Annotated in this window: 20 protein-coding genes; 9 read left to right on the top strand and 11 right to left on the bottom strand. The window is 72.9% G+C overall.

All coding sequences use genetic code 11. The annotated features are described in order from the left end of the window. Position 1 precedes the first annotated feature (1 nt). Together araB and AB0C12_RS03185 are read right to left on the bottom strand one after the other, a co-directional pair. The gene (gene araB / locus AB0C12_RS03180; protein WP_360543590.1) at positions 2-1,636 is read right to left on the bottom strand and encodes a ribulokinase; all 1,635 of its coding nucleotides are present in this window, start codon (positions 1,634-1,636) and stop codon (positions 2-4) included. Positions 1,637-1,782: 146 nt separating this feature from the next. Beyond that, positions 1,783-2,796 carry a LacI family DNA-binding transcriptional regulator gene (locus tag AB0C12_RS03185; RefSeq protein ID WP_360543592.1) on the bottom strand — a complete coding sequence of 338 codons (1,014 nt, stop codon included), beginning with the start codon at positions 2,794-2,796 and terminating at the stop codon, positions 1,783-1,785. 131 nt (positions 2,797-2,927) lie between these two features. Between AB0C12_RS03185 and AB0C12_RS03190 the strand changes: the two genes are divergently transcribed. Together AB0C12_RS03190 and AB0C12_RS03195 are read left to right on the top strand one after the other, a co-directional pair. Next, the gene (locus AB0C12_RS03190; protein ID WP_360543594.1) at positions 2,928-4,358 is read left to right on the top strand and encodes a DUF2252 domain-containing protein; all 1,431 of its coding nucleotides are present in this window, start codon (positions 2,928-2,930) and stop codon (positions 4,356-4,358) included. Next, positions 4,355-4,789 (top strand): TIGR03618 family F420-dependent PPOX class oxidoreductase, encoded by a 435-nt coding sequence (locus tag AB0C12_RS03195; protein ID WP_360543596.1) that lies wholly within the window; start codon positions 4,355-4,357, stop codon positions 4,787-4,789. Before AB0C12_RS03190 ends, AB0C12_RS03195 begins: the two co-directional genes overlap by 4 nt. Here AB0C12_RS03195 and AB0C12_RS03200 read toward each other — a convergent pair. Continuing rightward, positions 4,755-5,168, bottom strand: a complete 414-nt coding sequence (locus AB0C12_RS03200) for a hypothetical protein (RefSeq protein ID WP_360543598.1) — start codon at positions 5,166-5,168, stop codon at positions 4,755-4,757. The genes AB0C12_RS03195 and AB0C12_RS03200 overlap by 35 nt on opposite strands. A gap of 138 nt (positions 5,169-5,306) precedes the next feature. On the opposite strand from AB0C12_RS03200, the gene AB0C12_RS03205 reads away from it, so the two are divergent. The 5 genes from AB0C12_RS03205 (at position 5,307) to AB0C12_RS03225 (ending at position 14,296) form a co-directional block, all read left to right on the top strand. Continuing rightward, positions 5,307-5,477 carry a hypothetical protein gene (locus tag AB0C12_RS03205; protein WP_360543600.1) on the top strand — a complete coding sequence of 57 codons (171 nt, stop codon included), beginning with the start codon at positions 5,307-5,309 and terminating at the stop codon, positions 5,475-5,477. 324 nt (positions 5,478-5,801) lie between these two features. Next, positions 5,802-7,166: an acyltransferase gene (locus AB0C12_RS03210; protein ID WP_360543602.1), complete on the top strand. Its 1,365-nt coding sequence runs from the start codon at positions 5,802-5,804 to the stop codon at positions 7,164-7,166. Next, the gene (locus AB0C12_RS03215) at positions 7,153-8,097 is read left to right on the top strand and encodes a pirin family protein (RefSeq protein WP_360543604.1); all 945 of its coding nucleotides are present in this window, start codon (positions 7,153-7,155) and stop codon (positions 8,095-8,097) included. The genes AB0C12_RS03210 and AB0C12_RS03215 overlap by 14 nt, the downstream gene beginning before the upstream one ends. Positions 8,098-8,203: 106 nt before the next feature. After that, positions 8,204-8,641 (top strand): hypothetical protein, encoded by a 438-nt coding sequence (locus AB0C12_RS03220; protein WP_360543606.1) that lies wholly within the window; start codon positions 8,204-8,206, stop codon positions 8,639-8,641. 585 nt (positions 8,642-9,226) lie between these two features. Further along, complete coding sequence (locus tag AB0C12_RS03225) at positions 9,227-14,296, top strand: hypothetical protein (protein WP_360543608.1); 5,070 nt, start codon at positions 9,227-9,229, stop codon at positions 14,294-14,296. Here AB0C12_RS03225 and AB0C12_RS03230 read toward each other — a convergent pair. The 5 genes from AB0C12_RS03230 to AB0C12_RS03250 are packed head-to-tail and all read right to left on the bottom strand — an operon-like array spanning position 14,268 to position 19,498. Further along, positions 14,268-15,341 carry a GGDEF domain-containing protein gene (locus tag AB0C12_RS03230; RefSeq protein WP_360543610.1) on the bottom strand — a complete coding sequence of 358 codons (1,074 nt, stop codon included), beginning with the start codon at positions 15,339-15,341 and terminating at the stop codon, positions 14,268-14,270. The genes AB0C12_RS03225 and AB0C12_RS03230 overlap by 29 nt on opposite strands. 50 nt (positions 15,342-15,391) lie before the next feature. Continuing rightward, a complete protein-coding gene (locus AB0C12_RS03235; RefSeq protein WP_360543612.1) occupies positions 15,392-16,273 on the bottom strand; it encodes an EamA family transporter in 882 nt (293 codons plus the stop codon). Next, positions 16,270-17,454: an ABC transporter permease gene (locus tag AB0C12_RS03240; protein WP_360543614.1), complete on the bottom strand. Its 1,185-nt coding sequence runs from the start codon at positions 17,452-17,454 to the stop codon at positions 16,270-16,272. The genes AB0C12_RS03235 and AB0C12_RS03240 overlap by 4 nt, the downstream gene beginning before the upstream one ends. Then, positions 17,451-18,149, bottom strand: coding sequence for an ABC transporter ATP-binding protein (locus AB0C12_RS03245; protein WP_360544914.1), 699 nt, complete (start codon positions 18,147-18,149; stop codon positions 17,451-17,453). Before AB0C12_RS03245 ends, AB0C12_RS03240 begins: the two co-directional genes overlap by 4 nt. Before the next feature lie 5 nt (positions 18,150-18,154). Further along, positions 18,155-19,498: an efflux RND transporter periplasmic adaptor subunit gene (locus AB0C12_RS03250; RefSeq protein ID WP_360543616.1), complete on the bottom strand. Its 1,344-nt coding sequence runs from the start codon at positions 19,496-19,498 to the stop codon at positions 18,155-18,157. A 279-nt stretch (positions 19,499-19,777) separates the two neighbouring features. On the opposite strand from AB0C12_RS03250, the gene AB0C12_RS03255 reads away from it, so the two are divergent. After that, the gene (locus AB0C12_RS03255) at positions 19,778-19,966 is read left to right on the top strand and encodes a hypothetical protein (RefSeq protein WP_360543618.1); all 189 of its coding nucleotides are present in this window, start codon (positions 19,778-19,780) and stop codon (positions 19,964-19,966) included. Positions 19,967-20,036: 70 nt separating this feature from the next. Here AB0C12_RS03255 and AB0C12_RS03260 read toward each other — a convergent pair whose 3' ends face one another. After that, positions 20,037-20,792 carry a L,D-transpeptidase family protein gene (locus AB0C12_RS03260; RefSeq protein ID WP_360543620.1) on the bottom strand — a complete coding sequence of 252 codons (756 nt, stop codon included), beginning with the start codon at positions 20,790-20,792 and terminating at the stop codon, positions 20,037-20,039. 135 nt (positions 20,793-20,927) lie between these two features. Next, complete coding sequence (locus tag AB0C12_RS03265; protein ID WP_360543622.1) at positions 20,928-21,845, bottom strand: CAP domain-containing protein; 918 nt, start codon at positions 21,843-21,845, stop codon at positions 20,928-20,930. A 289-nt stretch (positions 21,846-22,134) separates the two neighbouring features. On the opposite strand from AB0C12_RS03265, the gene AB0C12_RS03270 reads away from it, so the two are divergent. Then, positions 22,135-24,183, top strand: a complete 2,049-nt coding sequence (locus tag AB0C12_RS03270; protein ID WP_360543624.1) for an acyltransferase — start codon at positions 22,135-22,137, stop codon at positions 24,181-24,183. A 382-nt stretch (positions 24,184-24,565) separates the two neighbouring features. On the opposite strand, the gene AB0C12_RS03275 is transcribed toward AB0C12_RS03270, so the two are convergent. Next, positions 24,566-25,504 (bottom strand): M64 family metallopeptidase, encoded by a 939-nt coding sequence (locus AB0C12_RS03275; RefSeq protein WP_360543626.1) that lies wholly within the window; start codon positions 25,502-25,504, stop codon positions 24,566-24,568. Positions 25,505-25,548: the final 44 nt, after the last annotated feature.

Raw genomic sequence — 25,548 nt, forward strand, 5'->3', positions numbered from 1 at the left:
TTCACCGGGCGGCCACCCGGCGCTGGACGGCCCGCAGGTTGCGCATGACCTTGTTGGCGCCGCGGCCGAAGTAGTCGTGCAGCTTGGTGTACTCGGCGAACAGCTCGTCGTAGACCTCGGCCGCGGCCGGGTCGGGCTGGTAGACCGCGGTTTCCTTGCGGCCCATCGCCGCCGCGGCCGCGCGGACGTCCGGGTACGCGCCGGCGGCGGCCGCCGCGTGGATCGCCGAGCCCAGCGCCGGGCCCTGGTCGGAGCCGATCACCGACAGCGGCATCCGCAGCACGTCGGCGTAGATCTGCATGAGCAGGGGGTTCTTGACGAGCCCACCGGCCGCGACGAACTCGCGCACCGGCACGCCGGCGGCGTTGAACGTCTCGACGATGGTCCGGGTGCCGAACGCGGTCGCCTCGATCAGCGCCCGGTAGACGTCCTCGGGCCGGGTCGCCAGCGTCTCGCCGACGAGCAGGCCGGACAGCTCGTGGTCGACCAGCACCGAGCGGTTGCCGCTGTGCCAGTCCAGCGCGATCAGGCCGTGCTCGCCCGGCCGCTGCCGCGCGGCCAGCTCGGTGAGGTGCTCGTGGGTGAACTCGGGGGCCAGGTAGCGCAGGTAGTGGGCGAAGATGTCGCCGACGCCGCTCTGGCCGGCCTCGTAGCCGTACAGGCCCTCGACGATGCCGCCCTGCACGACGCCGCACATGCCGGGCACCTCGGCGACCTCGGCCCCGTTCATCACGTGGCAGGTCGAGGTGCCCATGATGGCGACCATCTGGCCCGGCTCGAGGGCCTGGGCCGCGGCCGAGGTGACGTGCGCGTCGACGTTGCCGACCGCCACCGCGATGCCCTCGGGCAGGCCGGTCCAACCGGCGGCCTCGGCGCTCAGCGTGCCGGCGGCGGCACCGAGCTGCCCGATCGGCTGGTCCAGCTTGTCGGCCACGAAGCTCGCGAAGTCCGGGTTGAGCTCGCTCAGGAACTCCGGCGACGGGTAGTGCCCGTCCTGGCGGATGCCCTTGTAACCGGCCGTGCAGGCGTTGCGGACGTAGGAGCCGGTGAGCTGCCAGATGATCCAGTCGGCGGCCTCGACCCAGCGGTCCATCCGCGCGTACAGCTCGGGGTCCTCCTCCAGCAGCTGCAGCGCCTTGGCGAACTCCCACTCCGAGGAGATCAGGCCGCCGTAGCGCGGCAGCCAGGGCTCGCCGCGCTTGGCGGCGAGCTGGTTGATCCGGTCGGCGTGCGGCTGGGCGGCGTGGTGCTTCCAGAGCTTGACGTACGCGTGCGGCCGGCTCGCCAGCCCCTCGAGCTCGCTGAGCGGCGTGCCGTCGGCCAGCGTCGGCACCATGGTGCACGCGGTGAAGTCGGTGCCGATGCCGACCACCTGGGCCGGGTCGATGCCGGCGGCGCGCACCGCGGCGGGCACCGCCTGCTGGAGGACCTCGACGTAGTCGCCGGGCACCTGCAGCGCCCAGTCGTGGCCGAGCGGGGTGCCGTCGGGCAGGGCCTCGGTGAGCACGGCGTGCGGGTATTCGTGGACGGCCGAGCCGAGCTCGGTGCCGTCGGACACCCGGACGACCACGGCCCGGCCGGAGAGGGTGCCGAAGTCGACGCCGATCACATAGGTCTCGGACGGAGCGACAGGCATGACTGAATACCTCCGGGAAGGGGGATCCGGCGTGGCGCCGGCGTGTCACAGACCACACGACAGGCGGCGTGGGATCGAGTGTGAGCGCTAACATTTCCGATGTCAACGGCTCTGTGGTTACAACGCGGCAACCTTGGCGAAACCGTTCAGGCAGGTGGGGCCACACTGGCCCGTTCGACCAGCGACGGGGCGATGACCACGCGGTTCGGCGGCGTGGCGGGGTCGGTGATCTGGGCCAGCAGCAGGTCCAGGCCGGCCTGGGCGACCGCGTCGAAGGACGGCCGCACGGTGGTCAGCGGCGGGATGAAGAAGGCCGCCTCCGGCACGTCGTCGAAGCCGATCACGCTCACGTCGTGCGGCACCCGGCGGCCGTGCTCGCTGAACGCCCGCAGCAGGCCGAGCGCCTGGTGGTCGTTGGCCGCGAAGACCGCGGTCACCTCGGGCATCCGCGCCAGCATCCGGCCCGCGTCGTAGCCGGAGGCCGCCGACCAGTCGGCGTTCACCAGCGGCGGCACCTCGGCGCCGGCCTCGTGCAGGGCGGCCCGCCAGCCCTCGATGCGCCAGGCCGCGTCGTACCACTCGGGCGGGCCGGAGATGTGCCAGACCGTACGGTGCCCGGCGGCGAGCAGATGCCGGGTCGCGGCGCGCGCCCCGGCGGCCTGATCCACGGTCACCAGAGTGTGCGACCGCTGCGGATCACCGTCGATGGTCACCAGCGGCACCCCGGCCGGCATGCCCTCGAGGGCGTCGTCGGCGGACTTCACCGGCGCGATCACCACCAGGCCGGCGACCCGCTGGTCCAGGTGCCGCTCGACGGCCCCCGCGATCGACTCCCGGTCCAGGCGCCCGACGCTGCCCACGCTGACCGCGAAACCCGCCTCGGCCGCGGCCTGCTCGAAGGCCGCCAGCAGCGAGGCCGGGCCGTAGAGGGTGCTGTTCTGCGCGACGATGCCGATCAGCTGGGAGCGGCCGGTGACCAGGGCCCGGGCCGCCCGGTTGGGCCGGTAACCCAGCTCGGCGATGGCCGCGCGTACCCGCAGGCGGGTCTGTTCGCGCACATTCGGATGGTCGTTGAGGACCCGGGAGACGGTCTGGTGCGAGACTCCGGCCAGCCGGGCGACATCGGTCATGGCGGGGCTGCGCGCCGCGTGCACATCCATCGCCGCACCTCGTCCCGTCGCGCACCACCATGGGCGTGGGTGTCCCGGAGGGTGGACCCGACGGTCATTGTTAGCGATAACAAGACCCTCGTCAACAGCCGGACCGGTGCGGACCCGTACGCTCGGCGGTGATGGACGCAGCACCGGTTTCCCCGCCACCGGCCGGCCACGTCGTGCTCGACACCCGTCGTGACCACGGCTTCGCGTCCCTGCGCAAGTCCGCGCCGTCGCGCGCCGAGCGCTACGAACTCGGCCGCTCCCTGCGCGAGCGTTCGCCGCGTTCCGACCTCGCCCACTGGACCCCGGCGCCGGACCGCGTCGACCCGGTCCAGCAGATCGCCGACGCGCACGAGGGGCGGCTGCCCCGGCTGGTTCCGGTCCGGGTGGGCCGGATGATCGCCTCGCCGTACGCGTTCCTGCGCGGCTCGGCCAACATCATGGCCGACGACTTCGCTCCCCTGCCGCACACCGGCATCACCCCGGTCATCTGCGGCGACGCCCACCTGGGCAACTTCGGCTTCTACGCCTCCCCCGAACGCGAACTGGTCTTCGACCTGAACGACTTCGACGAGGCCCATCCCGGCGCCTGGGAATGGGACCTGCGCCGGCTGGTCACCAGCGTCTGGGTGGCCGGCCGGCAGAACGGCTTCCGCGAGCACGCCTGCGCCGACGCGGTACAGCACTGCGTCGAGGAATACCGCGAGCAGATCGGCCACCTCGCCGAGCTGCCGCTGCTGGCCCGCTCGTTCGCCGCCCTCGACGTGGACGACCTGCGCAAGGCGGCCACCAAGCCCGGCTTCCGCGACGAGATCGAACGGGCCGCCCGCCGGGCCCGCCGGCGCACCAGCGACCGGGCGCTGCCGCGCTTCACCGAGCACCGCGACGGCACCGTCCGGCTGGTGCAGGAGCCGCCGCTGATCACCCGGCCCAGCGACAAGGAGCTCGACCACCTGGCCGCGGCCCTGGACGGCTACCTGAACACGCTGCCACCGCACTGGGCGCGCATTCTGGCCGGCTACCGGATCGTCGACATCGCGCACAAGGTGGTCGGCGTGGGGTCGGTGGGGCTACGGGCGTACGTCGCGCTGTGCGAGGGCAGCAGCCCCGACGACGTGGTGTTCCTCCAGCTCAAGCAGGCCCGCCGGTCGGTGATCGCGAAGCACCAGCACGGCTCGGTGGCCTGGCACCGGCACCAGGGCCAGCGCGTGGTGGAGTACCAGCAGGCGCTGCAGACCGTCAGCGACCCGCTGCTGGGCTGGGCCACCGTGGGCGAGCTGCAGTTCTACGTGCGGCAGTTCCGCGACATGAAGGGCGCGATCCTGGTCGAGGACATCAACGCGGGCGCGCTGGCCGACTACGCCGGCATCTGCGGTTACCTGCTCGCCAAGAGCCACGCCCGGACCAGCGGCGCTTCCATGATCGCGGGCTACATCGGCGGCAGCGACAAGCTCGACGACATGCTGTGCAAGTTCGCCCGCGCGTACGCGGACCAGGTCGAGAGCGACCACCAACGCCTGGTCGCCGCCGTGCGCCAGGGTCACCTACCGACGGAGCAAGCATGAGTGGTCGGCTGTCCCTGTCAGCCCCGGCAGTTCTGGAGTTCTGGACCGAGCGGCACCTCTGCACGCTGACCACGCTGCGCACCGACGGCTCGCCGCACGTGGTGCCGGTCGGTGCCACCGTCGACCCGGCGGCGGGCCTGCTGCGGGTGATCGCCTCCGGCGGCTCGGCCAAGGTCCGCCAGGTCCGCGCGGGCGGTGACCGGGTGGCGATCTGCCAGGTCGACGGTCCACGCTGGAGCACGATCGAGGGCCGCGCCGTGGTCCGCGACGACCCGGAGTCGGTGGCCGAGGCCGAGCGCCGTTACGCCGAGCGCTACCGCCGGCCCCGGCCCAACCCGCAGCGGGTCGTCATCGAGGTGACGATCACCCGGGTGCTGGGCTCGGCCAGCCTGGGCGCTACTGGAAGCTCACCAGCTCGGGAACGGGCTTGAACCTGAGCACGTCGGCCGCCCGGTAGCGCTTGACGTCCTCGTCGTAGAACAGTTTGTAGCCGAGGTGGAACTGCTGCGGGCGGCGCAGCCTGTTCCAGGTGGCGTCCTTCTCCGAGCGGGTGCCGAAGCCGTCGACGTGCTGCACCAGGGCCAGCCCGGGCTGCTTCCTGATCCGGGTGATGTCCGGCAGCATCGACGCCCGGAACTGGTGCAGCACGAACAGTTTCTCCGGCAGCTTGTGCGCCCGGACCAGGCCGGACAGGTAGCCGGAGACGCGGTTGACCTCGGCGGCGCCGACCCGGCCGATGGTCTTGCCGGGCACCTTGCCCTCCGGCATCCGCCATTCCGGGTCCAGGGCCAGCCCGACGTGCGGCTGCACCAGGAAGCGTTCCAGCCGGCGGGCCTGCGGCAGGAGTCGCCGCGGCCCGGCTGCAGGTCCAGGATGAGCAGGACCTGGTGCCGGCGGGCGTGCTCGACGTACTCCTGGATGCGGCTGAGCGGGATCATCCGGCTGTAGTTGCCGTCGGCGCCCGGGCCGGCCTGGGCGACGCTCGCGATCAACTCGTACGCGGGCTGCACCCGGCGGCCACCGGCGAACGGTTTCGCCGCGGCCCGCAGCTTCGGCAGCATCTTGTCCGGGCTGCCCTCGCCCAACACCCCGAGGCTGCTGTTGCCCGCGGTGCCGTAGTAGGCGACGACCCGGTACGCCGGGAAGATCCGGGTACCGCCCTGCGGCAGCTGCGCGGGCGTCACCGGCCGGGCCGAGGATGTCGGCACGGCACTCGGTGCCGCTGCGCTGGGCGGGCTTTCCACGGGCTTCGGCTTGTCGGCGCTGCAACCGGCAAGAGCCGCGACGAGCAGGGCAGCGAGTACGGGACGCACGTCGACCTCCCGGTCGGAGAAGCAGCGGCCACCGTACTGCCGGCAGCGCCCGTTGTCAGCGCCGGTACCCGGTCGGAGTTGAGTACGCACACCCATCCGCCCAGGTCACCGGCCCGGCAGGGTATCCGGCATGACCTCCACCACCGTGCCCGGCGCCTCCGCCGCGTCCCTGGCGGCCGCGACCCCGCCCGGCCGGGACCGTTACGTCGACCTGCTCCGCGTCGCCTCGCTCGGCGTGGTGATCGCCGGGCACTGGCTGATGGCCGTACCGGTCACCGGCGCCGACGGCGGCACCCGGGTGACCAACGTGCTGGCCCTGGTCCCCCGGTTGCAGCCGATCACCTGGCTGCTGCAGGTGATGCCGGTGTTCTTCCTGGTCGGCGGCTTCGCCCACGCGACCGCCCTGACCTCGATCCGGCGCCGCGGCGGCGGCTACGCGGACTTCACCCGGTCCCGTACGGCCCGGCTGCTGCGCCCGACCGCGGTCTTCCTCACGGTCTGGCTGGCCGTGGCCCTCGGCGTGGCCCTGGCCGGCCACGACCAGGGCCTGATCCGGGTGGCGCTGCGGACGGCGGTGCAGCCGCTGTGGTTCCTCGCCGTCTACCTGGGACTCGTCGCGCTGGCACCGGTGATGTGGCGGCTGCACGAGCGCTTCGGCGCGAAGGTGCCGGTGCTGCTGCTGGCGGTGGCGGTCGGCGTGGACGTGCTGCGCTTCGCCGGGCACCCGCGGATCGCCGTGCTGAACCTGCTGGTGGTCTGGGCCGGCGTGCACCAGCTCGGCTTCTTCTACGCCGACGGGACGCTGCAGCGCGGTGGCCGGCGACTCGCCCTGCTGTTGGCCGGTGGCGGGCTCGGCGCGGTGCTGCTGCTGACGACGGTGGGGCCGTACCCGGTGTCGATGGTCGGGGTGCCGGGCGAGACGGTGTCCAACATGTCGCCGCCGACGGTGGCGCTGGCCGCGCACGCGGTCTGGCTGATCGGTCTCGTGCTGCTGGTCCGGGTTCCGGCCACCCGGCTGCTGAGCCGGGCCCGGGTGTGGCAGGCCGTGGTGGCGGCGAACGGGCTGGCCATGACGGCGTTCCTCTGGCACCTGACCGCCGCGTTCGTCGTCCTGGTGGCGGCCCGCGGCCTGACCGCCGGAGCACCCGGGTCGGCCGGCTGGTGGGCGACCCGGCCGCTCTGGCTGGCGGCTGCCGCGCTGGTCACCGCCGGCCTGGTACTGGTCTTCCGCCGCTTCGACACACCCCGGCCCACGATGATCACCGCGGGATCGGCCGCGCGGGCCGCGCTCGGAGCGACGATGTGCACGCTGGGCGTCCTCGGCGTCTCGATCGTCGGCTTCGGCGGGCTGCTGGCGGGCCGTACGGCGACGCTGCTGGTCGTGCCGATCACCGCGCCGCTCGCCCTGGCCGTGGTGGCGCTGGGCGCAAGCCTGCTGCGAGCCGCTCCGCTGAGCGCGGGAACGGCGGTAGCTTTCAACGGTGAGCATTCCTGACGTGACGACGCCCCCGGCCGGGGTGGAGATCCTCGAAGGCACCCCGGTCGCCCTCGGCGGGCCGCGCGGGCTGACGGTGACCCGGACGCTGCCCAGCAAGCACCGGCGGATGGTCGGGGCGTGGTGCTTCCTGGACGCGTACGGGCCGCACCGGCTCGCGGGTTCGGCGGGGATGCGCGTCGGCCCGCACCCGCACATCGGGCTGCAGACGGTGAGCTGGCTGGTCGCCGGGGAGATCGTGCACCGCGACAGCCTCGGCAGCCTGCAGGAGATCAGGCCGGGCCAGCTCAACCTGATGACCGCCGGGCGCGGCATCTCCCACTCGGAGGAGACCCCGGCCGACAACAGCGGCGTACTCCAGGGGGTTCAGCTCTGGGTGGCTCTGCCGGACGCGACCCGCGGCGGACCGCCGGCCTTCACCCAGCACGCGGAGCTGCCGGTGCTCACCGACGGCGGCCTCACCGCCACCGTGCTGATGGGCGACCTGGCCGGGGCGGTCTCCCCCGCCCGCTGCGACACTCCCCTGCTGGGAGCGGAGATCACCCTGGCTGCCGGGAGCACGGCCGCGCTGCCCCTGAGACCCGATTTCGAGTACGCGGTGCTGGTCATCGACGGCGCGGTGACCGCGGCGGACGTGCCGGTCGAGCCGGGACCGCTGCTCTACCTCGGCGAGGGACGCACCGAGCTGCGCCTGGTCGCGGGACCGGCGACCAGGCTGATGCTGCTGGGCGGCGAACCGTTCAGCGAACGGCTCGTGATGTGGTGGAACTTCGTGGGCCGCGACCACGACGAGATCGTGACGGCCCGCCAGGCCTGGGAGGACCGGGCCGCAGGAGGACCGTTCGGCGTGGTCCGCGGCTACGACGGCCCGGACATCCCGGCGCCGCCGATGCCGATCACCCGCCTGGTGAGCCGCGGCCGCACCCGCTGACCTGCGGAGATCCACTTCGGGCGTCGCACAGATCCGGCTTGACGGTGATTGCGGGCGGGCGGATCGTCAGAGAGGTGTCCATGCACGCGGGCTGAAGGAGCGCACCGTGAGCCTGCTCGACGTGGGGAAACTCGCCCTCATCACCGTGACGCCCACTTTGATCGGCGCGGTCGTCATCTACTCGCCGCGCTGGTGGGCCGGTGTGTCGCAGTCCTGGCCCGGTCGCCGGGCGGAACAGCCGCAGCCGCTCGGGCCGCCGATCGAGAAGCTGGCCGCCGACCTGCGCCGGTTGCTGCGGCTGCACGAGGAGCTGACCCGCTCCGCGCACATCGCGATGCTGGCCCAGCGGTTGTGGGCGGTGGAGGCGGCGATCGGGGCACGGGCCGTGGAGGCGGCGCGGGCTCTGGACGTGCCGCATCGGGAGCCGGAGCAGTTGGAGATGCTGACCCGGGCTGAGCTTTCGCGGTTGCTGCACGATCTGTGCCGCGCGGGGTTGGCGTTGCCGGCGCTCATCGCACCGTTCAACAAGGACGGCCGCTTCTGAGCGGCGGCGGTCGGCGGACCGGATACGCCCGGGGGCAGGTCGGGGATCGAAACGGCGGCGGGTGCACCCGCCGCCGTTCCTGGGCCCCGGCGGATGGCGGCTTAACGGGGGCGTCGGCCGCCGGCCGGGGAGTTCATCGTGGACAGGGTCCAGGAGTCCAGGCGGCGCAGCGCCACCCGGCAGGTGGCGCGTACGGCGCCGAGGTCGAGACGCGGCATGATCCGCTCCCTTCCGTTCGGTGTCGTGTTTCTGTCACTCAGCGGTCGCGCCGGGAGATGAGGTGGCGCGCCGCGGGCCGGCACAGCGCCGGGCCGGCCCGTGCTTCCCACCGTGACATCCGGGGCGGCCATGATCCGTGGATACGCGACGTGTCCCTCGCCACGGTCACAGTGGGTGAGGGCAAGATCGCCCGGTCCGGCGCCATTCTTCGTTGCTTTCCTCAGCCGGCCATTAAGAATGGCTTAAATTCCGTGGCCGGCCACCTCACCAAAACAATGAGAGCGGTTCATGAATGGGGTACCGCCGCAGCCGCCGTCGTCACTCAACGTCAATTGTCAAAAACCTTCCGTTTGCCCACGCCGGAGAATGAACCGCTGGGCGCCCGCGTCCGTACTGTCTGTCGATGGAACTCTTCCGGCGGGCCGCGGCGCCGGGACGGCTCCCGGGGTCGGGGGACCACCAGGGCCGGATGAAGCGCTCCCGCGGGCGGTAGCGCGCTACGCAAATCCGTGGTTAACCTTCCAACTCGTACGGCGGGGAAGGGCTACCGGGCGCGGGTGGGCGTGCGCGGCGGCGAGGACGGGGGGCACGGATGCGACAGCGGGCCGGCTCGGCGCAGCCACTGTCGTGCCCCTCCGCGGGTCGTGCCGGGGTGACCCGATGAGCTTCGAGGACGACGAATACTGGGAATCGGAGTACGACGACGGCCCGAAACAGCCGTACGCGGACACCACCGCGACCGCCCGGGATCCGTACGCGGACGCAGTCGCGGCCCGCTGGGGCGCTGATACCCGCCGTCCCCCGATTCGCGCCCGATACGTCGAAGACGACGAATTCGCCGACATTCCGGAACCCCCGCTGAAGCCGGTCATTCCCCTCGATCCGGGCGTCGACGAGCTGGCCGAACGCCGCCGCCAGCGCCGCCAGGACGGCTACCAGCGGTCACCGAACCGCGACAAGCGCATCAAGCAGGCCTTCGACGGTGAACGCCCCAGCTGGCTCGACGACCCCGCGTTCACCCCGGCCGACCTCGACGCCGCGCCCGTCTCGCCGCCCGGCGCCGAAGGCTGGCAGCGCCGCAGCCTCGACTTCGACGAACTCGAGTACGACGACCGCGACTTCGACGAACGGGACTGGGAAGAACAGCAGCGCTACACCGCGTCCCGCCGCTCCCGGGTCATCGAGAGCTGGGACGACGAGCCGATCGACGAGCCGGTGCGCCGGGGCCGCCGCGACGACGTGCCGCAGCCGGTCACCGGCCGCGCCCGGGTGTCGCCGCCGGTGCCGGACGAGCCCGAGGAAGAGGTCGTGGCCGACCTCTACCGCCCGCGGCGTGATCAGAACTTCGACCCGCTCGTCGACGACCTGCGCGAGGAGGACCTGCTCCCGTACGAGCGTCGGCCGGCCCCGGGGCGGGACCGCCGGCCTTCGCGGACCACGTGGGATCGGCCGGCTGCGTCCGTACCGGATGAGGAGTCGCGGATCGCCCCGGCCGAGCCGTGGTCCGACCGGCCCGCCGCCGAGGCGCCGCGGCCGGCTGCGGCGGCGGCCCAGACCGAGGAACCGCAGACGCCGGACGACGGTGCGGGCCCGCGGGTGCTGAGCAAGGCACCGCCGCCGGTGCCGCCACGCGTGCTCAGCAAGGCCAAGCCGCCCGCGCCGCCGCGGGTGATCAAGAAGGCCGACCCGCCGGCTACGCCGCGGGTGGTGAAGGCGGCGCCGTCGACGGCGACGCCTCGGGTGGTGACGCCGGCGCTGCCGAACGTGCCGAAGGCGCCGGCGGCGGCCGGGCCGGGGACGCGGCGGCAGGGTGCGGCACCGGCTGCGGTCGACCAGGGGCGGGCCGGAGGTGCGCGGAAGCCGCGGGTCGGGTTCGTCTCGCCGTCCGGGGTGACGGACGAGGCCCCGGTCAGTCCGGCCGCGCAGGGTGTCGCGGGACGGGCACCGGTCAGTCCGGCTGCCTTCGATTCCACACCGGGTGTTGCGAGGCAGGCTCCGGCCGCGTTCGATCAGGGGCGGGATGCTTCCGGTGGCGCCGGGCAGGCTCCGGCCGCGTTCGATCAAAGGCGGGATGCTTCCGGTGGCGCCGGGCAGGCTCCGGCCGCGTTTGATCAGGGACGCGATGCTTCCGGTGGTGCCGGGCGGGCTCCGGTCAGTCCGGCCGGGCCGGTTCCTGACGGTCTGCGGCCGGGGGTGATGCCCTCGGCGGATCGGCGCGCCGCGGAGGCGCCGCCCGTCAGCCCGGCGGGGCCGCGTGACCGGCCGCCCGTCATGCCGGCCGCTGCGCCTCCGCCGGTGCCGCCGTCCGCGCCCACGCCGATCCGGCGGCCCGCGGTCGGCGAGTCGCCGCAGAGCCCGGCGGCGGCGCAGGCCCCGGCGGCTTTCACCCCGTGGGCCAATGATGGTCAGACGCAGGATCCGCGCGTCGCGTCCTCGCTCGGCTTCCCGGCCGGGACCGATCCACATGGCGTTCCGGTGCACGGTCCCCGGTTCTCGCCGCGGGGTGCGGTGCCCGGGCCGGACCCGCGGCTCATCCAGCCGCCTGCGCAGGACGCCTGGGCCGCTCAGCAGTTGCCTGGTCAGGATGCTCAGCAGCCGGGGCAGAACGCCCGGCTCGCTCCGCCGCCGCAGGGTGCCGACGCGCGGCTCGCGTCGCCCCAGGCGTTTCCGGCGGCCACCGATCCGCGCGGTGTGCCGGTGCACGATCCGCGGTTCTCGTCGCCGCAGGACACCGATCCGCGCCTCGCCACACCTCGGGGTCGTCGTGGCGGGCCGGCTGCCCCGCCCGCCGCCAACGCTTCGCGCGGCCGGGCGTCGTTCGACGACGGGTCGACCGCTGAGCGGCCGATCGTCGGTGGGCCGCGGACCGCGATGATTCTCTCCACGGGTACGCCGACCGCTGTGCCGCCTTCGCAGCGGCCGCCGTCCCGTACTGCTCCGACCGTTGGCGCACCGCAGCCGGGGGTCACCGCGTACGACGTTCCCGCCCAGGTCCGACCTGTCACGGGCGGGCCGACCGCGCTCGAGGGCGAGGTTCTTCCGGCCCGGCCCGGCGTCGATGGCCCGGTCACCGGTGAGCTGCCGCTCATCAGCCCTCAGCCGGAGATGCCGACGGTCGGCATGGTCCGGCCGGGTTCTCCCGCGCCCGCCGGTGGCGAGCCGGCGGCCTACGCCGACGTACCGGGGCAGCACCGCAGCCCACAGCAGCCTCCCGTCGACCGGCCGTTCCAGGTGCCCGCGCAGCGGCCGGGCGAGGCGGACGGTTCGGGGCAGGCAGCCCAAAGCTATCTCGCCGATCCCGGCGTTCAGGGCCGGCCCGGTCAGCCGCGGCACGGTGGTCCGGATCAAGCGGAGCCCGTGCTTCCGGTGCGGCCGATGGGCGTGCCCGCGCAGCCGCGTCACGGCGATCCGGCGGACCAGCACCGGTCGGAAGAGGCAGCTCGGCGGGCCGCGGCGCAGCAGGCGGAGGCCGCCCGCCAGGCCGACGCGGCACGCCAGGCCGACGCCGCACGCCAAGCTGAAGCCGCACGCCAGGCCGACGCCGCACGCCAAGCTGAAGCCGCACGCCAGGCCGACGCCGCACGCCAAGCCGACGCCGCACGCCAAGCGGAACAGGCTCGCCAGGCGGCAGGCGCCCGTCAGGCCGAAGCCGCGCGTCAGGCCGAAGCCGCGCGTCAGGCCGAAGCCGCGCGTCAGGCGGAAGCGGCCAGGCAGGCGGAGATCGCTGCGCGACAAGCAGAGGCCGCCCGGCAAGCCGAAGCCGCACATCAGGCCCAGCTGGCTGTCAGGCAGGCCGAGGCCGCCCGCCAAGCCGAGGCCGCCCGCCAAACCGAAGCCGCACGCCAGGCCGAAGCCGCGCGCCACGCTGAAGCAGCACGCCAGGCGGAAGCCGCACGCCAAGCGGAAGCCGCACGCCAGGCCGAGGCCGCCCGCCAGGCGGAGATCGCAGCCCGCGAGGCTGAAGCGGCCGCCCGCCGCGCCGAAGCCGCCCGCCGAGCGGAGATCGCAGCCCGCCAAGCCGAAGCGACCGCCCGTCAAGCCGAAGCCGCACGCCAGGCCGACGCCGCCCGCCGAGCCGAGGCCGCACGCCAGGCCGAGGAAGCCGACCGCCAGGCCGAAGCGACCCGCCAGGCAGCAATCGCGGCCCGCCAGCTCGAAGCCGAACAGCACGCCGAAGCGACCCGGCAGGCCGAAGCCGCCCGCCAGGCGGAGGAGGCCCGCCGCGCCGCGGAGCTCGCCCGCCAGCAACAAGCGAAGCAACTGGCCGAAGCCGCCTTCCGGACCGGCGGAGTGCCGACCACGCGGCCTGCCGAAGCGCAGCCGGCCACTGCCGCCCCCGCGGAGGTCAAGCCGCAGCACAGCCCGAAACCCGGTGCGGGCAGCGCCACGCCGGTCTCCCCGGTCCCGCCGGCCACCCGGCCCGGCCCGAACCCCGCCGCGAACGCCGCGCCGATCGGGCGGCTGATCACGTCGGGGCCGTCGGAGCCGCGCAAGTACGCCGACTCGGATCTCGGGCCCACGTGGTTCGGGGCCAAGCCGAAGGCGGCCCCGGAGAACGCCGAGCAGGCGAAGGCCGACGGGGTCGTGCTGAACCTGGACATCACCGGACTGATGAACGGGATCGCCGGCGCCACCACCACGGTGTCACCGGAGGAGGTCGCCGCCCCGGATCAGCCCGAGCCGAGCGACGCTCAGCCGACCAGCGGCGGGCCGGCGCCTGGTGCGCCCTCGAAACTCGACGACGAGGCCGGGGCGCTGCTCGTACCCGGGCCGGAGCCCACCGAGATCAAGCCCGCCGCCCCGGGCCGGCCCAGGCCCCTGGGTCCGGAGGATCTGGCCGCGATCCGGTGGCGGCTGGACGGTGCCACGCTGCGCGAGGTCGTGGACGACCGGGACGCGCTGCGGGAGCTCGGTGAGCGGCTCGACGGGCCGCTGGCCGACGAGCAGGACAACGTCGCCCGGGCCGGGCTGCTCAGTGTGCGGGCCGAGGTGTACCGGCTGCTGGGCGAGCTCGGTATGGCCGCGGCGGCGAGCCGGCTGGCGCTGGCTCACGCCGAGTCGGCCGGGGATGTGCAGGCCCTCGTCATCGCGCAGGCCGAGCTGGCGCACGTGTTGCGGTTGCGGGGGGACTACGCCGAGGCCGATCGGCTGTTCGAGCAGGCCGCCAGTTCGGAGGCGCCGGAGCTGCTGCGCAGCGTTGTGCACGAGAACGCCGGTCGCAGCGCCTTTGATCAGGGGCGGCACATGGAGGCGCTCGATCACTTCGCCCGGGCTGCGCGGCTCGGGCTGCCCGATGATCAGGAGCTGGCGCAGCGGATCGAGGTGGCGCTCGAGGCGATCTACATCCATGTGCTGCGGGACGGCTGGGGTCCCTACCCGCGGATGCGCCGGGAGATTCTCGGGCTGGTCAGGACCGGGACTCCGGAACAAAGCTAGGCACCTGGTCGACGTTGTGCCGTTCGCCGGCGACGGACACCCGGCCGCGGCCCGACGTCTTCGCCTCGTAGAGCGCCGCGTCCGACGCCGCGACCAGGTCTTCCACCGTGCCGGCGTCGCCGGGCAGCACCGCGATGCCGATACTCACGCCCGGCGGGCCGCCCAGCAGGTCGGTGCGGTCGGCGATCGCGGAACGCAGGGCGTCGGCGACGCCCACGGCGGCGCGCCGCCCCATCCGCAGCAGCATGACGAACTCGTCGCCGCCCAGCCGGGCCGCGACGCCGGTCTCGCCGACGACGTCGCGCATCGCGTCGGCGACCGCCTGCAGCACCCGGTCGCCCTCGGCGTGGCCGAAGGTGTCGTTGATCGTCTTGAAGTGGTCCAGGTCGACCGTGAGCAGGGCCAGGGCGCCGTCGGTGCGCCGGGCCCAGGCGGCCTCGGCGACCAGCGCGTCGTCGAAGTAGCGGCGGTTGGCCAGGCCGGTGAGGTGGTCCGCGTTCGCCTGCCGTTCCAGGACGTCACGCAGCCGGTCGGCGCGGACCCGCAGACTCTGCACCACGGTGGCGGCCATCGTCATGGCCAGCACCATGGCGACCCAGTCCGAGGCGCCGCGCTGGGGCCCGAGGACCGCGAACACGGTGGCCGCGTCGCCCGCGTACACCAGGAGCAGGTTGAGGTACAGGACGCGGCGGCTGAGGAAGTTCGCCGCGTACAGGATGGGCCAGAGGTAGAAGAGCTGCGAGCCGGTGGACGCGTCGTGGGTGGCGAAGTTCAGGCCGGCCACCACCGCGGTGGCCAGGATCGGGGCGATGAACCAGCCCGACCGGGGTAAGGCGGCGGGCCGGCGCCAGCAGAGCACACCCGTGAACGCCATCAGGACAGAGATCACCGCGGACACGATCAGAGTGATCAGGTTGACGCCCGGGTCGATGTACGACGTCACGAACACGTAAGGCGACGCGGCCAGCGCGAGGTACGCGACCGCACGAGAGGCTCCGTGCAGATCGCGTAGCTCGTATGCGGGGGCGTGGACCCTGAGCGACACGTTCTTTGTTCGGCCTCCCGGGCCCGGACATGAGGTTTTGGCCGCGCCGGTCAGGCCGGTGAGGTGGGTGGGGGTGCCGGTTCGCGCTGGGCCAGAGTGACGCCCAGGCTGGCCAGACTCACCAGCAGCAGCGCCACGACCTCGCGCAGGCCGAGCCGCTGGTGCAGCACCACGAGGCCGGCGACGGCCGCGGCGGCCGGCTCCAGGCTCATCAGGATGCCGAACACCCGGGTGGGCATGCGCCGCAGCGCGTTGATCTCCAGACCGTAGGACAGGACCGACGACAGCAACGCGACCGCGGCCGCGCCGGCGAGCAGAGACGGATGATCCAGTACGGCGGAAGCACCGCTCGCGCCGAACGGCAGAACGAGCACCGCCGCCACGGCAAGCGCCACCGCCAGCCCGCCCGTGCCCGGGACCAAGGTGCCCAGGTGCGCGCTGGCCAGGATGTAACCGGCCCAGCAGAGCCCGGCCGCGAACGCCAGCAGCAGTCCACCCAGCGGCGCCGTGAACCCGGACCCGAGACCGAGCAGGGCGACTCCCCCGGCGGCCAGCACGGCCCACAGCAGGTCGACCAGCCGCCGGGTCTGCACCAGCGTGAGCAGCAGCGGTCCGAGGAACTCGACCGTCACGCCGACGCCGAGCGGGACCGTGCGCAGGGCCAGGTAGAAGAGCAGATTCATGCCCGCCATGGCCACGCCGAGCAGCCCGGCGGCCCGCCATGCCGCGGCGGACCAGCCACCGATCCGGGGGCGGAACGCGACGCCGAGGACGACGGCCGCGATCAACAGGCGCAGCAGCGTGACGCCGGCCGCGCCGAGGTCGTCGAACAGTGTGCGGGCGACGGCGCTGCCGACCTGGACGGACGCGATGGCGGTGAGGACGAGCAGTGGAGCCGGCACGGTGCGGCGCTCGCGGACGGTCGTGGTCATTCGGTCCGCAGCGCGACGACGGGATCGAGGCGGCCGGCGCGTTGCGCGGGCACGACGCCGAAGACGATGCCGACCAGCGCCGACACCCCGAACGCCAGGGCCAGCGACCACCAGGTGACGGCGGCCGGCACCGGGGACAGCCGGTCGACGAGCAGCGCGGCGGAGATGCCCAGCGCCATACCGATGACGCCTCCGATCGTGGTGAGCAGGACAGCTTCGAGCAGGAACTGCACGCCGATGTCGCGGGGCCGGGCGCCGACCGCCTTGCGCAGGCCGATCTCTCTGGTGCGTTCCCGCACCGACACCAGCATGATGTTGGAGACGCCGACGCCGCCGACCAGCAGGCTGATCCCGGCGATGGCGGCCAGGACACCGGTCAGCACGCCCAGGATGTCGCCCAGCACGCCGAGGATCTGCTCCTGGGTGACCGCGCTGAAGTCGCTCTCGGGGTGGCGCTTGCCGAGGGCCGCGACGATGTCGGTGCCGAGGGTGTCGATGCGTTCCCGGTCGGGCGCGCGGATCGCCAGGGCGTCGATGCGGTCGGTGCCGAGCAGCCGCTGGGCAGCCGTGACGGGGATGTGCACCTCGCTGTCGCGGTCCACGCCGAGGCTCTGGCCGAGCGCCTCGAAGGTGCCGATCACCCGGAACCGGACACCGCCGATGGTGATCTGCCGGCCGATCGGATCCCGGTCGCCGAAGAGCTGGCCGGCCACGCCGGCGCCCAGGACCGCGACGCGGCGGGCGGTGTTGACGTCCGAGCGGGTGAGGTAGGTGCCCCGGTCGAGGCGCCGGACGAAGACGCTCGGGGTGGTCTCGAGGACACCCTGCATGCTGGCGAACGAGCTGCGGCTGCCCGCGCGTACGGTCTCGCCGGAGGCCACCGTCACCGCGACCCGGTTGCGGTCGCCGACGACCCGGGAGACGGCGTCGACGTCGTCGAGCGACAGCGTCGACACCGACGGCGCGGAGCCGGCCTCGAGCCGGCCCGGCACGACGATGAGCAGATTTGAGCCGAGGCCCTCGACCTGCTGCTCGATCTGCTGCTTGGTGCCCGTGCCGATGGCCACCAGCGCGACCACCGCGGCCACGCCGATGACCACGCCGAGCATGGTGAGCACGCTGCGCAGCCGGTTGGCGCGCAGCGCGTCGAGGGCGACCCGCCAGGCCTCGGCGACTCTCACGCGGGGCCGTCCCCGGCGGCCGGGGCGGGCTCGACGATCAGCCCGTCGCGCATCACGATCTGCCGGTGGGCGCGCTCGGCGACCTCGCGGTCGTGGGTGACCAGGACGACGGCCACGCCGTCGGCGTTGAGCGACTCGAGCAGGGTCAGCACCGACCGGCCGGTGGTCGTGTCGAGATTGCCGGTGGGCTCGTCGGCCAGCAGCACCGACGGCCCGGTGACCAGCGCGCGGGCGATGGCCACCCGCTGCTGCTCACCGCCGGACATCTGGTTGGGCCGGTGGTCCATCCGGTGGGCCAGGCCGACGCGTTCCAGCATCTCGCCGGCCCGGGCCCGGCGTTCCCGGCGGCCGACGCCGCGGTAGACCAGCGGCAGGGCCACGTTGTCGCGGGCCGTGGTGCGGGTGAGCAGATGGAACGACTGGAAGACGAAGCCGATGGTCTCGTTGCGCAGCCGGGCCATCTCGGGCGGTGAGAGCGTGGCGACGTCCCGGCCGCCGATGAGCAGAGTGCCGCCGGTGGGCCGGTCGAGCCCGCCGAGCAGGTGCATGAGGGTGGACTTGCCGGAGCCGGAGGTGCCGACGATGGCCAGGTAGTCGCCGTCGTGCACGGTCAGGGAGACGCCGCGCAGGGCGGCGACGGAGACGCCGTCCAGCTCGTACGTGCGCGAGACGTCCGTGGCCACGATGGCCGGGATGTCGCTCACGGCACGGTCTGCCCGGGACTGACCTGGTCGGCACCGCCCACGATGATCTGCTGGCCGGCGCCGATGCCGGAGACCACCTGCACGACGTCCTCACCCTGGACCCCGAGCGTGACCGGCACCCGCTCGGCCTTGCCGCCGCGGACGGTCCAGACGGTGTCGCGGCCGTCGGCGGACACCACGGCGGACGCCGGCACGGTCACCGCGTCGTCGGCCTGGCGCACCTGGAGCCGGACGATGGCGCTCATGCCCGGCCGCGGCGTGGGCGCGGGCCGGCCGTCCGCATAGCGGCCCTTGCCCAGAGTGAGCCGCACACGATAGGAGACGCCGCCGCGCGCGGACGTGGTCGGCAGCAGGTCGACGGCGCGCACGCTCGCCTCGTAGGTCGCGCCGGTGGCAGCGTCGAGCTCCGCGGTCGCCTTGCCACCGGCCCGCACGAGCAGCACGTCGGTCTCGTCGACCTCGGCGGCCAGGCCGAGCTTGCCGGTGTCGACGATGGTGAGGATCGGGGTGCCCGCGCCGACCGTGGCGCCCTGCGGCACGGCCGGATCGACCCCGGCGACGGGCGCCTGCGCCGGCGCACCGGCAGCGGCCGCGGAGGCCGGGTCGGCGAGCAGATCGGTGAGCGAGGACGTGCCGCCCGCGGCGGTGCCGCCGAGCTGGACGACGCCGGAGACGGGGGCGCGCAGGGTGAGCGCGTCGACGGCCGCCTCGGCCAGGTCGTACGCCTGCTGGGCCTGGAGCCGCTGGGCCGTGCCGAGGGCGTTGACCGCCTGGCCGAGGCCGGCGACGCCGCGCTGCACCGAGCGCAGGGCTGCGCCGGCCGCGTCCGAGGCGGCCTCGTATTGCTGCTGGGCGGCCCGCACCTGGGCCAGGAGCGCGGTCTTGAGCTCGGCGTCAGTGACCTTGTCGGCGGCCTTGCGGGCGTCGGTGAACGCCTTGTCGGCGCGCTGGTCGGTGCGGTGCTGGGCGGCGGTGAATGCCGCGGTGCCCCCGGTGGACGGCACGCCGCCCGAGGAGGCCGCGTCGAGGGCCCGGGCGGCCTGCTCCAGGCGGCGCTCGGCGGCGGGTGAGTCGACCACCGCGACCACCTGGCCCTTACGGACCTGGTCACCGGCGTCGAAGCGCAGCTCGGCGAGGGTGCCCTCGGCCGGCGAGGTGACCGTGGCGGCGGCGCGGGCGGTCACCGAGCCGGAGGCCTCGACGATCTCGGCGACGGTGCCCATCGCGGCGGCGCCGACCGTGAGGCGGGACGGCTCGTCGCCGCAGGAGGCCGCGGTCAGGGGTGGCAGCAGGACGAACGCGACCAGCAGGGTGCGGGCGCGGCGGTGGGGGCGGGACACGAGCGCCACTCTATGCCGGGGCACCGACGAAAAACCCGGGCCGATCGGACAGCTGATCTATATCGGTCGGAACGATTTGATACCAGGTAGGTGTCGGTAATCCGCCCGACGGCCGACCTGTGGCCGACTGCGCAGGTCAAGGCGAGGCGGCAGGCTCAGTGGCGGGCCTGGTCAAGGGGCCTGCCGGAAGGCACAATCGGCCGACGGATTGAACCGGGGGCGGCCCGGCAACCGTAATCCAGGTCACGTGCACCACCTGCGTACGCGAAGGACGGGACCATGCTGCGCGCCGACGAACTGACGATCGTGCACCACGACGACACGGTGAGCCACTTCACCGACGTCACGTACACGCTGACCCGGCAGGGCCTGCGGGTGTTCACCGCGTCCGGCGACGAGAAGGCCTTCCCCGGTCACGACGTGCTCACCACGCACGCCCGGACGAGCCACCAGGAGCTCGCGGCCTGACCCCGTACCGGAAAAGAAAGACGGCCCACCGGCTCAGGCCGGCGGGCCGTCTCTGCGCTTGCCTACCTGATCAGGTGCCCGACCGACGGCCGATGACCTTGACCGTCATGCCGATCTTGCCGATCTTGTAGTACTTCTTGGCGTCCGCCGGCAGCAGGTTGACGCAGCCGTGCGAGCCCCGCCACGCATCGTGGATGTACGTGGTCGTCTGGTGGAAGCCCCGGCCGCCGATGAAGCGCTGCCAGTACGGCAGCCACACCTCGTACGGGTCGGACCATTCCTTCTTGGTGCGCTTGTTGATCTTGAAGGAGCCCGACGGCGTGCGGTACCCCTTCATGCCGGTCCGGGTGACCGTCGGCTTGGCGTAGACCTTGCCGTTCTTCATCACCCAGGTCGTCTGGTTCGTCAGGTCCACGCAGAACGTGTAGCCCGACTTCTTGGCCTTGCACTTCGACGTCTTCGTGGCGGCGAGCCGCTTGGCCACTCCGTACGTCGTCGGCCCGGCCAGGCCCGCGGCCGGCTTGATGCCGAAGCGGACCTGGAACTTCTTGATCGCGGCGCAGTCCTTGGCCGACTGCTTGCCGTCGACCGAGACCGTGCCGTAGCCGCCGATCTTCTTGAGGTAACCCTCGACCTGCTTCTGGTACTTGCCCGTCGAGCACGAAGCCGCGGCGGCCTTCGTGACGACGACGGCGGTGACCGGTGCGGCGCTCACCGTCCGGGTCGCGGCGCCGGCCGCGCCCGGGGACAGCACCACAGCGCCGAGCCCCCCGCCGACCGCCACCGCCAGCACGGCGGTCGCGAGGCGTGCGGAAACCCGCTGCACTCCCAAAATCGTCCTCCCCAGGAGATGTGTCCGCACATCGAAGCACATCCGTGCACCTGGGAAGGTCCGCCGAACGACTGTGGCATCAATCCGGGACGTCAAACACAGGGGTGGTCGCTCAGCGCTTTCTCCCGGTCACTGCGGGGTGGCGAAGTCCTGGACCCAGTACGGCGTACGGTCGACACTGAAGGCCAGCCCGACGCCCACCTCGCGCAGACCACAGTCCATGATGTTCTCGCGGTGCTCGGGGCTCTTCATCCAGCCGTCGACGACCTCGGCGACGCTGTCCTGGCCACGGGCGATGTTCTCGCCGTAGCGCGACCACCGGTAGCCGGCGTCCTCGACCCGGTCACCGGCCCGCTGCCCGCGCGAGTCCTCGTGCGCGAAGTAGCCGCGCCGCGCCATCTCGGCGGCATGCCGGTTCGCCGCCACGATCAGCCGCCGGTCGACGGTGAGCTTGTCGCAACCGCCACGCTGCCGGTTCTCGTTGACCAGCGTCAACGCCTGCTGCTGGACGCTGCCGCCGGGGTCGGTGGAGAGGGCCTGGCTGGTGGTCACGTCCCGCTGGGCGGCCGAGAAGGCGTTCGGCTTGCCCCCGCGGGTGGGCTTGTCGGCCGCCGGCTTCTCGTCGGCCCGGTCGTCGGCCTTGACATCGGGCTTGGCCGCCGCCGGGGCGCCGGCCGCCGGTCGGGTCGCCGCGTCAGCCGCCGGGCGGGCAGCTGTGGTCGCGGCGCCGGGCGCGGCCGGCTGGTCCGCCGCCGGCTTCGCCGGATCGGCGACACCCCCGGGCCGGGCGGGGGCATGAGCGCCGGAGGTGGGCGTCAGCTGACCGGCGGGAGCAGCCGGATCCCCGGGTACGGCGGGCAGCCCGGCAGTCGCGGGTACGCCGCCGTCGGCCGGAAGTTGCGGGATGGCCGGCAGGTCGGGCAGAACCATCGACGGCGCCGCCGGCGTGGCCGGAGTCTCCTCCGCACCCGCGGTGGTGGCCACCATGATCCCGCCGGCCAGCACCGCCGAGACCGCGGCGGTCACTACGACAGCAGGCTTGCGCATCCCGTGTGTCTCCCTTTGCCTCATGCGCCGCGCCCGTGCACGCCGCCTCCGAGGAGGACCAACGGCGGCACCACGCAACGGTGACTACCGCAGGTTTCGGCCAGTTCTCCCCCACAACCCGGCGACAGGCATCCTGACCTGGACTTTCCTGACTCCGGACAGATCACCGGCGACGCACAATCGCACTGACAATCCGGACACTTCACCCCTTCGGGGTAACCCGGCCGGGCGTACTTGTGGACCGCTCCGGAGGTGCTGAAAGGGAGGTGGGCATCGCTAGCGTGCTCCGGTGCGCAACCGCTATCTGGACCTGCTCCGCGCCGCCGCCATCGTCCGGGTGATCGTCTACCACCTGTTCGGCTGGCCGTGGCTGTCGATCCTGCTGCCCGCGATGGGCATCATGTTCGCCCTGGCCGGATCGCTGACAGCAGCATCCCTGGACCGGCGCTCGGCGGGCTCGGTGATCACCTCGCGGCTGCGCCGGCTGCTGCCCCCGCTGTGGCTGCTGGCGGTGATCGCGGTGCCGGCGATGCTGTACCTGGGCTGGACCGACGAGGACGGCGGGGACGAACCGCTGAGCTGGAAACTCGGCCTGTGGCTGCTGCCGATCGGAGACCCGCCGGGCAGCGAGAAGGGGATCGACGTCTGGGAGCCGCTCTGGTACATCCGGGCGTACCTGTGGTTCGTGGTGCTGTCGCCGGTGCTGTACCTGGCGTACAAGAAGATCGGCTGGGCCGCGGTGGCGGCGCCGATCGTGCTGATCGCGATCCTCGACAAGACGGGCTTCTCGCTGCCGTTCGGGCGGGCGGACGCGGCCATGTGGGATTTCGCGACCTACGGCGCATGCTGGATCGCCGGCTTCGCGCATCACGACGGTCGACTGGCCCGGATCCGGCCGGGCCTGGTGGTCGCGGCCTCGGCGCTCATGGGGCTGGCCGCGTTGTACTGGCTGCGGGGGCACGCTTCGGAGTCGGGCTGGGACCTCAACGAGGTATCGGAGTCGCAGGCGTTGTGGTCACTGGCCTTCGTCCTGCTGGCGTTGCGGTGGCAGCCGGACATGTCGTGGCTCGAGCGTCGGCCGCGGGTGGACGGGGCGGTCAATCTGTTGAACGCGCGGGCGGTGACGATCTATCTCTGGCACAACATCGCGATCGCGACCATCTGGCCTGTTCTGACGGTGCTGGCGCTGGATGATCTTGGGGAGTTGGACGGGCCTACGGATCTGGTCGCTTCGCTGGGGTTGACGTTGCTGGCGGTGGTGGCGTTCGGGTGGGTTGAGGATCTGGCTGCTCGGCGGCGGCCTCGATTGTGGCCTGTGGGGAGTGGGCGGCAGGGGGCTGCTGGGGCTGGGGCTGGGGTCGGGTCTGGGCTGGTGGCTTCGGATGAGGTGGCCGCCGGGTCCGGGTCCGGATCTCAGGAGCGGGAGGGGTCTGGGTCTGGGCTGGCGGCTTCAGCTTTGAGGGCTGCCGGGTCCGGAGCTGGGTTGGACTCGCGGACCGGGTCCGGGTCTCAGGAGCGGGATGGGTCCGGATCTGGGCTGGGGTCTGGGTCGGGTTCCGGGCTGGCGACTTCGGATGAGGTGGCGGCCGGGTCCGGGACCGGGCCGGGCTCGCGGACCGGATCCGAATTTCAGCCGGGCTCGCGGACCGGATCCGAGTTTCAGCCGGGCTCGCGGACCGGATCCGAGTTTCAGCCGGGCTCGCGGACCGGGTCCGTGCTTGAGCAGCGGTCTGGGTCCGGGTCCCGGTCCGAGCTGGGGTCCGGGTTCGGGCTCGGGTCCAGGTCTGGGTCTGGGTCTGTCGTTTCGGACTCGGAGTTCGCTTCGCGGCCTACGGGTGATCTTTCTATGCCGGGCCAGGCCGGTTCGGGGTCGTCGGTGACTCGTCCTACGGCTGGGTTCGGCGGTGGCGAGGTGCCGTGGGGGTCGGCCGGAGCCGCACCTGTCGTGGTGGGTGACGCGGGGTTCGGGTCTCGGCGGCGGGAGTCCGTGGTCGAATTTCCTGAGGCCGAGGTGTCATTCGGCTTGCCGGAGGTTGGGCGCGGGTTCAGTGATCGAGAGGAGATTGCGGACGCAGGGCGGCATGCCGCCATGTCTTCTGCTCCTCGTTTTCCTTCTCTTCCCCCTCCTGCTGCTGGGCCAACTCCCCCAAGTACCGACCCGACTTCCCCAGGTGCCTCGCCAATTTCTCCTGTTGCCGGGCCAATGCCGCCGGAGTCTCCCGCGGCGGAGTCTTCCGCGGCGGGGTCTTCGGCGCAGGCGCAGGCGCGGAGACACGGTGACGACGACCATGCGCCGGCCGGATCGTGGTTCGGCGGGGAACACGACGAACCGAAGTGAGGCAGCGCGTGCGGGCGGGCCTGCTCTCCCAGGTCCGCCCGCGCCCCACTCGCCCGTTGCCGCTCACATCCTCGATGGCGCTCTGCCCGTCCACCGCCGCTCACGCTCTCGACGCACCCTGCTCGTGCGCTTCTCTTCACACCCTCGACGCGCTCTGCTCGCCCGCTGCCGCTCACGCTCTCGACGCGCCTCGCTCGCTCGCGTCCATTCACACCCTCGACGCGCCCTGCTCGCCAGCTGCCGCCCACACCCTCGACGCGCCGTGCTCGCCCGCTGCCGCCCACACCCTCGACGCGCCCCGCTCGCCCGCCGCGGCTCACAACTGCGTAGCGGCTCTAATCGGCCGCCACTGCGCGCCGAGAACCCGTCACCCGGTCCGCCGTCAGCCGGACTTGGCGAGGATCGCGGCGGTCAGCTGGTCGATTCCGATCAGGTTGAACTCGTTGCCCAGCGATCGCATCATCGAGTTCTCGCTCGGCCTGTACACGCCTCGGTCGTAGTAGGCGGCGCCCTCGAAGGTGCCGATCACGCCGCCGTCCGGGGTGGGTTTGCCCAGGTAGCTGAACCATTTGAGCCGCTGGGCGCGCATCGTCGCCTCGTTGGCCACCGAGGTGTTGGGGTCGCCCGGTTCGCCGCCGGGATAGGCGGTCGGGTCGCCGCCGTATTCGTCGGCCAGGCCGCCGATCGAATGGCCGAGTTCGTGCACCACGATGTCGCCGGAGAGTGCGTTGCCGCCGCTGGACACCGTCACGCTGCCGCCCGAGCCGCCGTAGGTGGTGCTGTTGACCAGGACGAGGGCCTGGTCGGCACCCGGCGCCAGCTGGGCGTACTGCTCGGCCACGGTTTCGTCGACGCAGACCAGCCGGTCCAGGCCTCCGCACCAGAACTCGCCGTCGAGGGCGGTGTCCTTCTCGATGCCGAGGGTCGGATCGTTGTCCGATCCGGACTGGGCCGAGATCGCGTTGACCTGCCACACGTTGAAGCTGTTCTTCAGCGTCCGGAACGGCTCCACCGCACTGAGCTGGGCCCAGCGAGCGAGGACCTGGCTGTGGAACAGCTCCTGCTCCGCGGCGGTGTAGCCGTCACCGACGAAGACGAGGTCGTAGCGGCTGCCCGGCGCGCCGGTCTGCTGGATCGTCACCACCTCGGCCGTCACGTCGACAGACTTGTCGGTCCGCGGGAGATCGGCCACCCGGAGGTTCTCCTTCCGGATCGAGCCGTTCGGCGAGAACACCTCGCGCACTTCAGTCCTGGTGTCCGCGGACGCCGGGAGCTGCACCAGCCCGTAGATCGTCGCGGTCATCGCGACGGCTGCCGCCACCAAAGCCGCCCTTCGGCTTCGCACTCGTATCACGGGCGCCTCCT

This window comes from Actinoplanes sp. NPDC048967, assembly GCF_040649415.1.
In the GTDB taxonomy this organism is placed as follows: domain Bacteria; phylum Actinomycetota; class Actinomycetes; order Mycobacteriales; family Micromonosporaceae; genus Actinoplanes.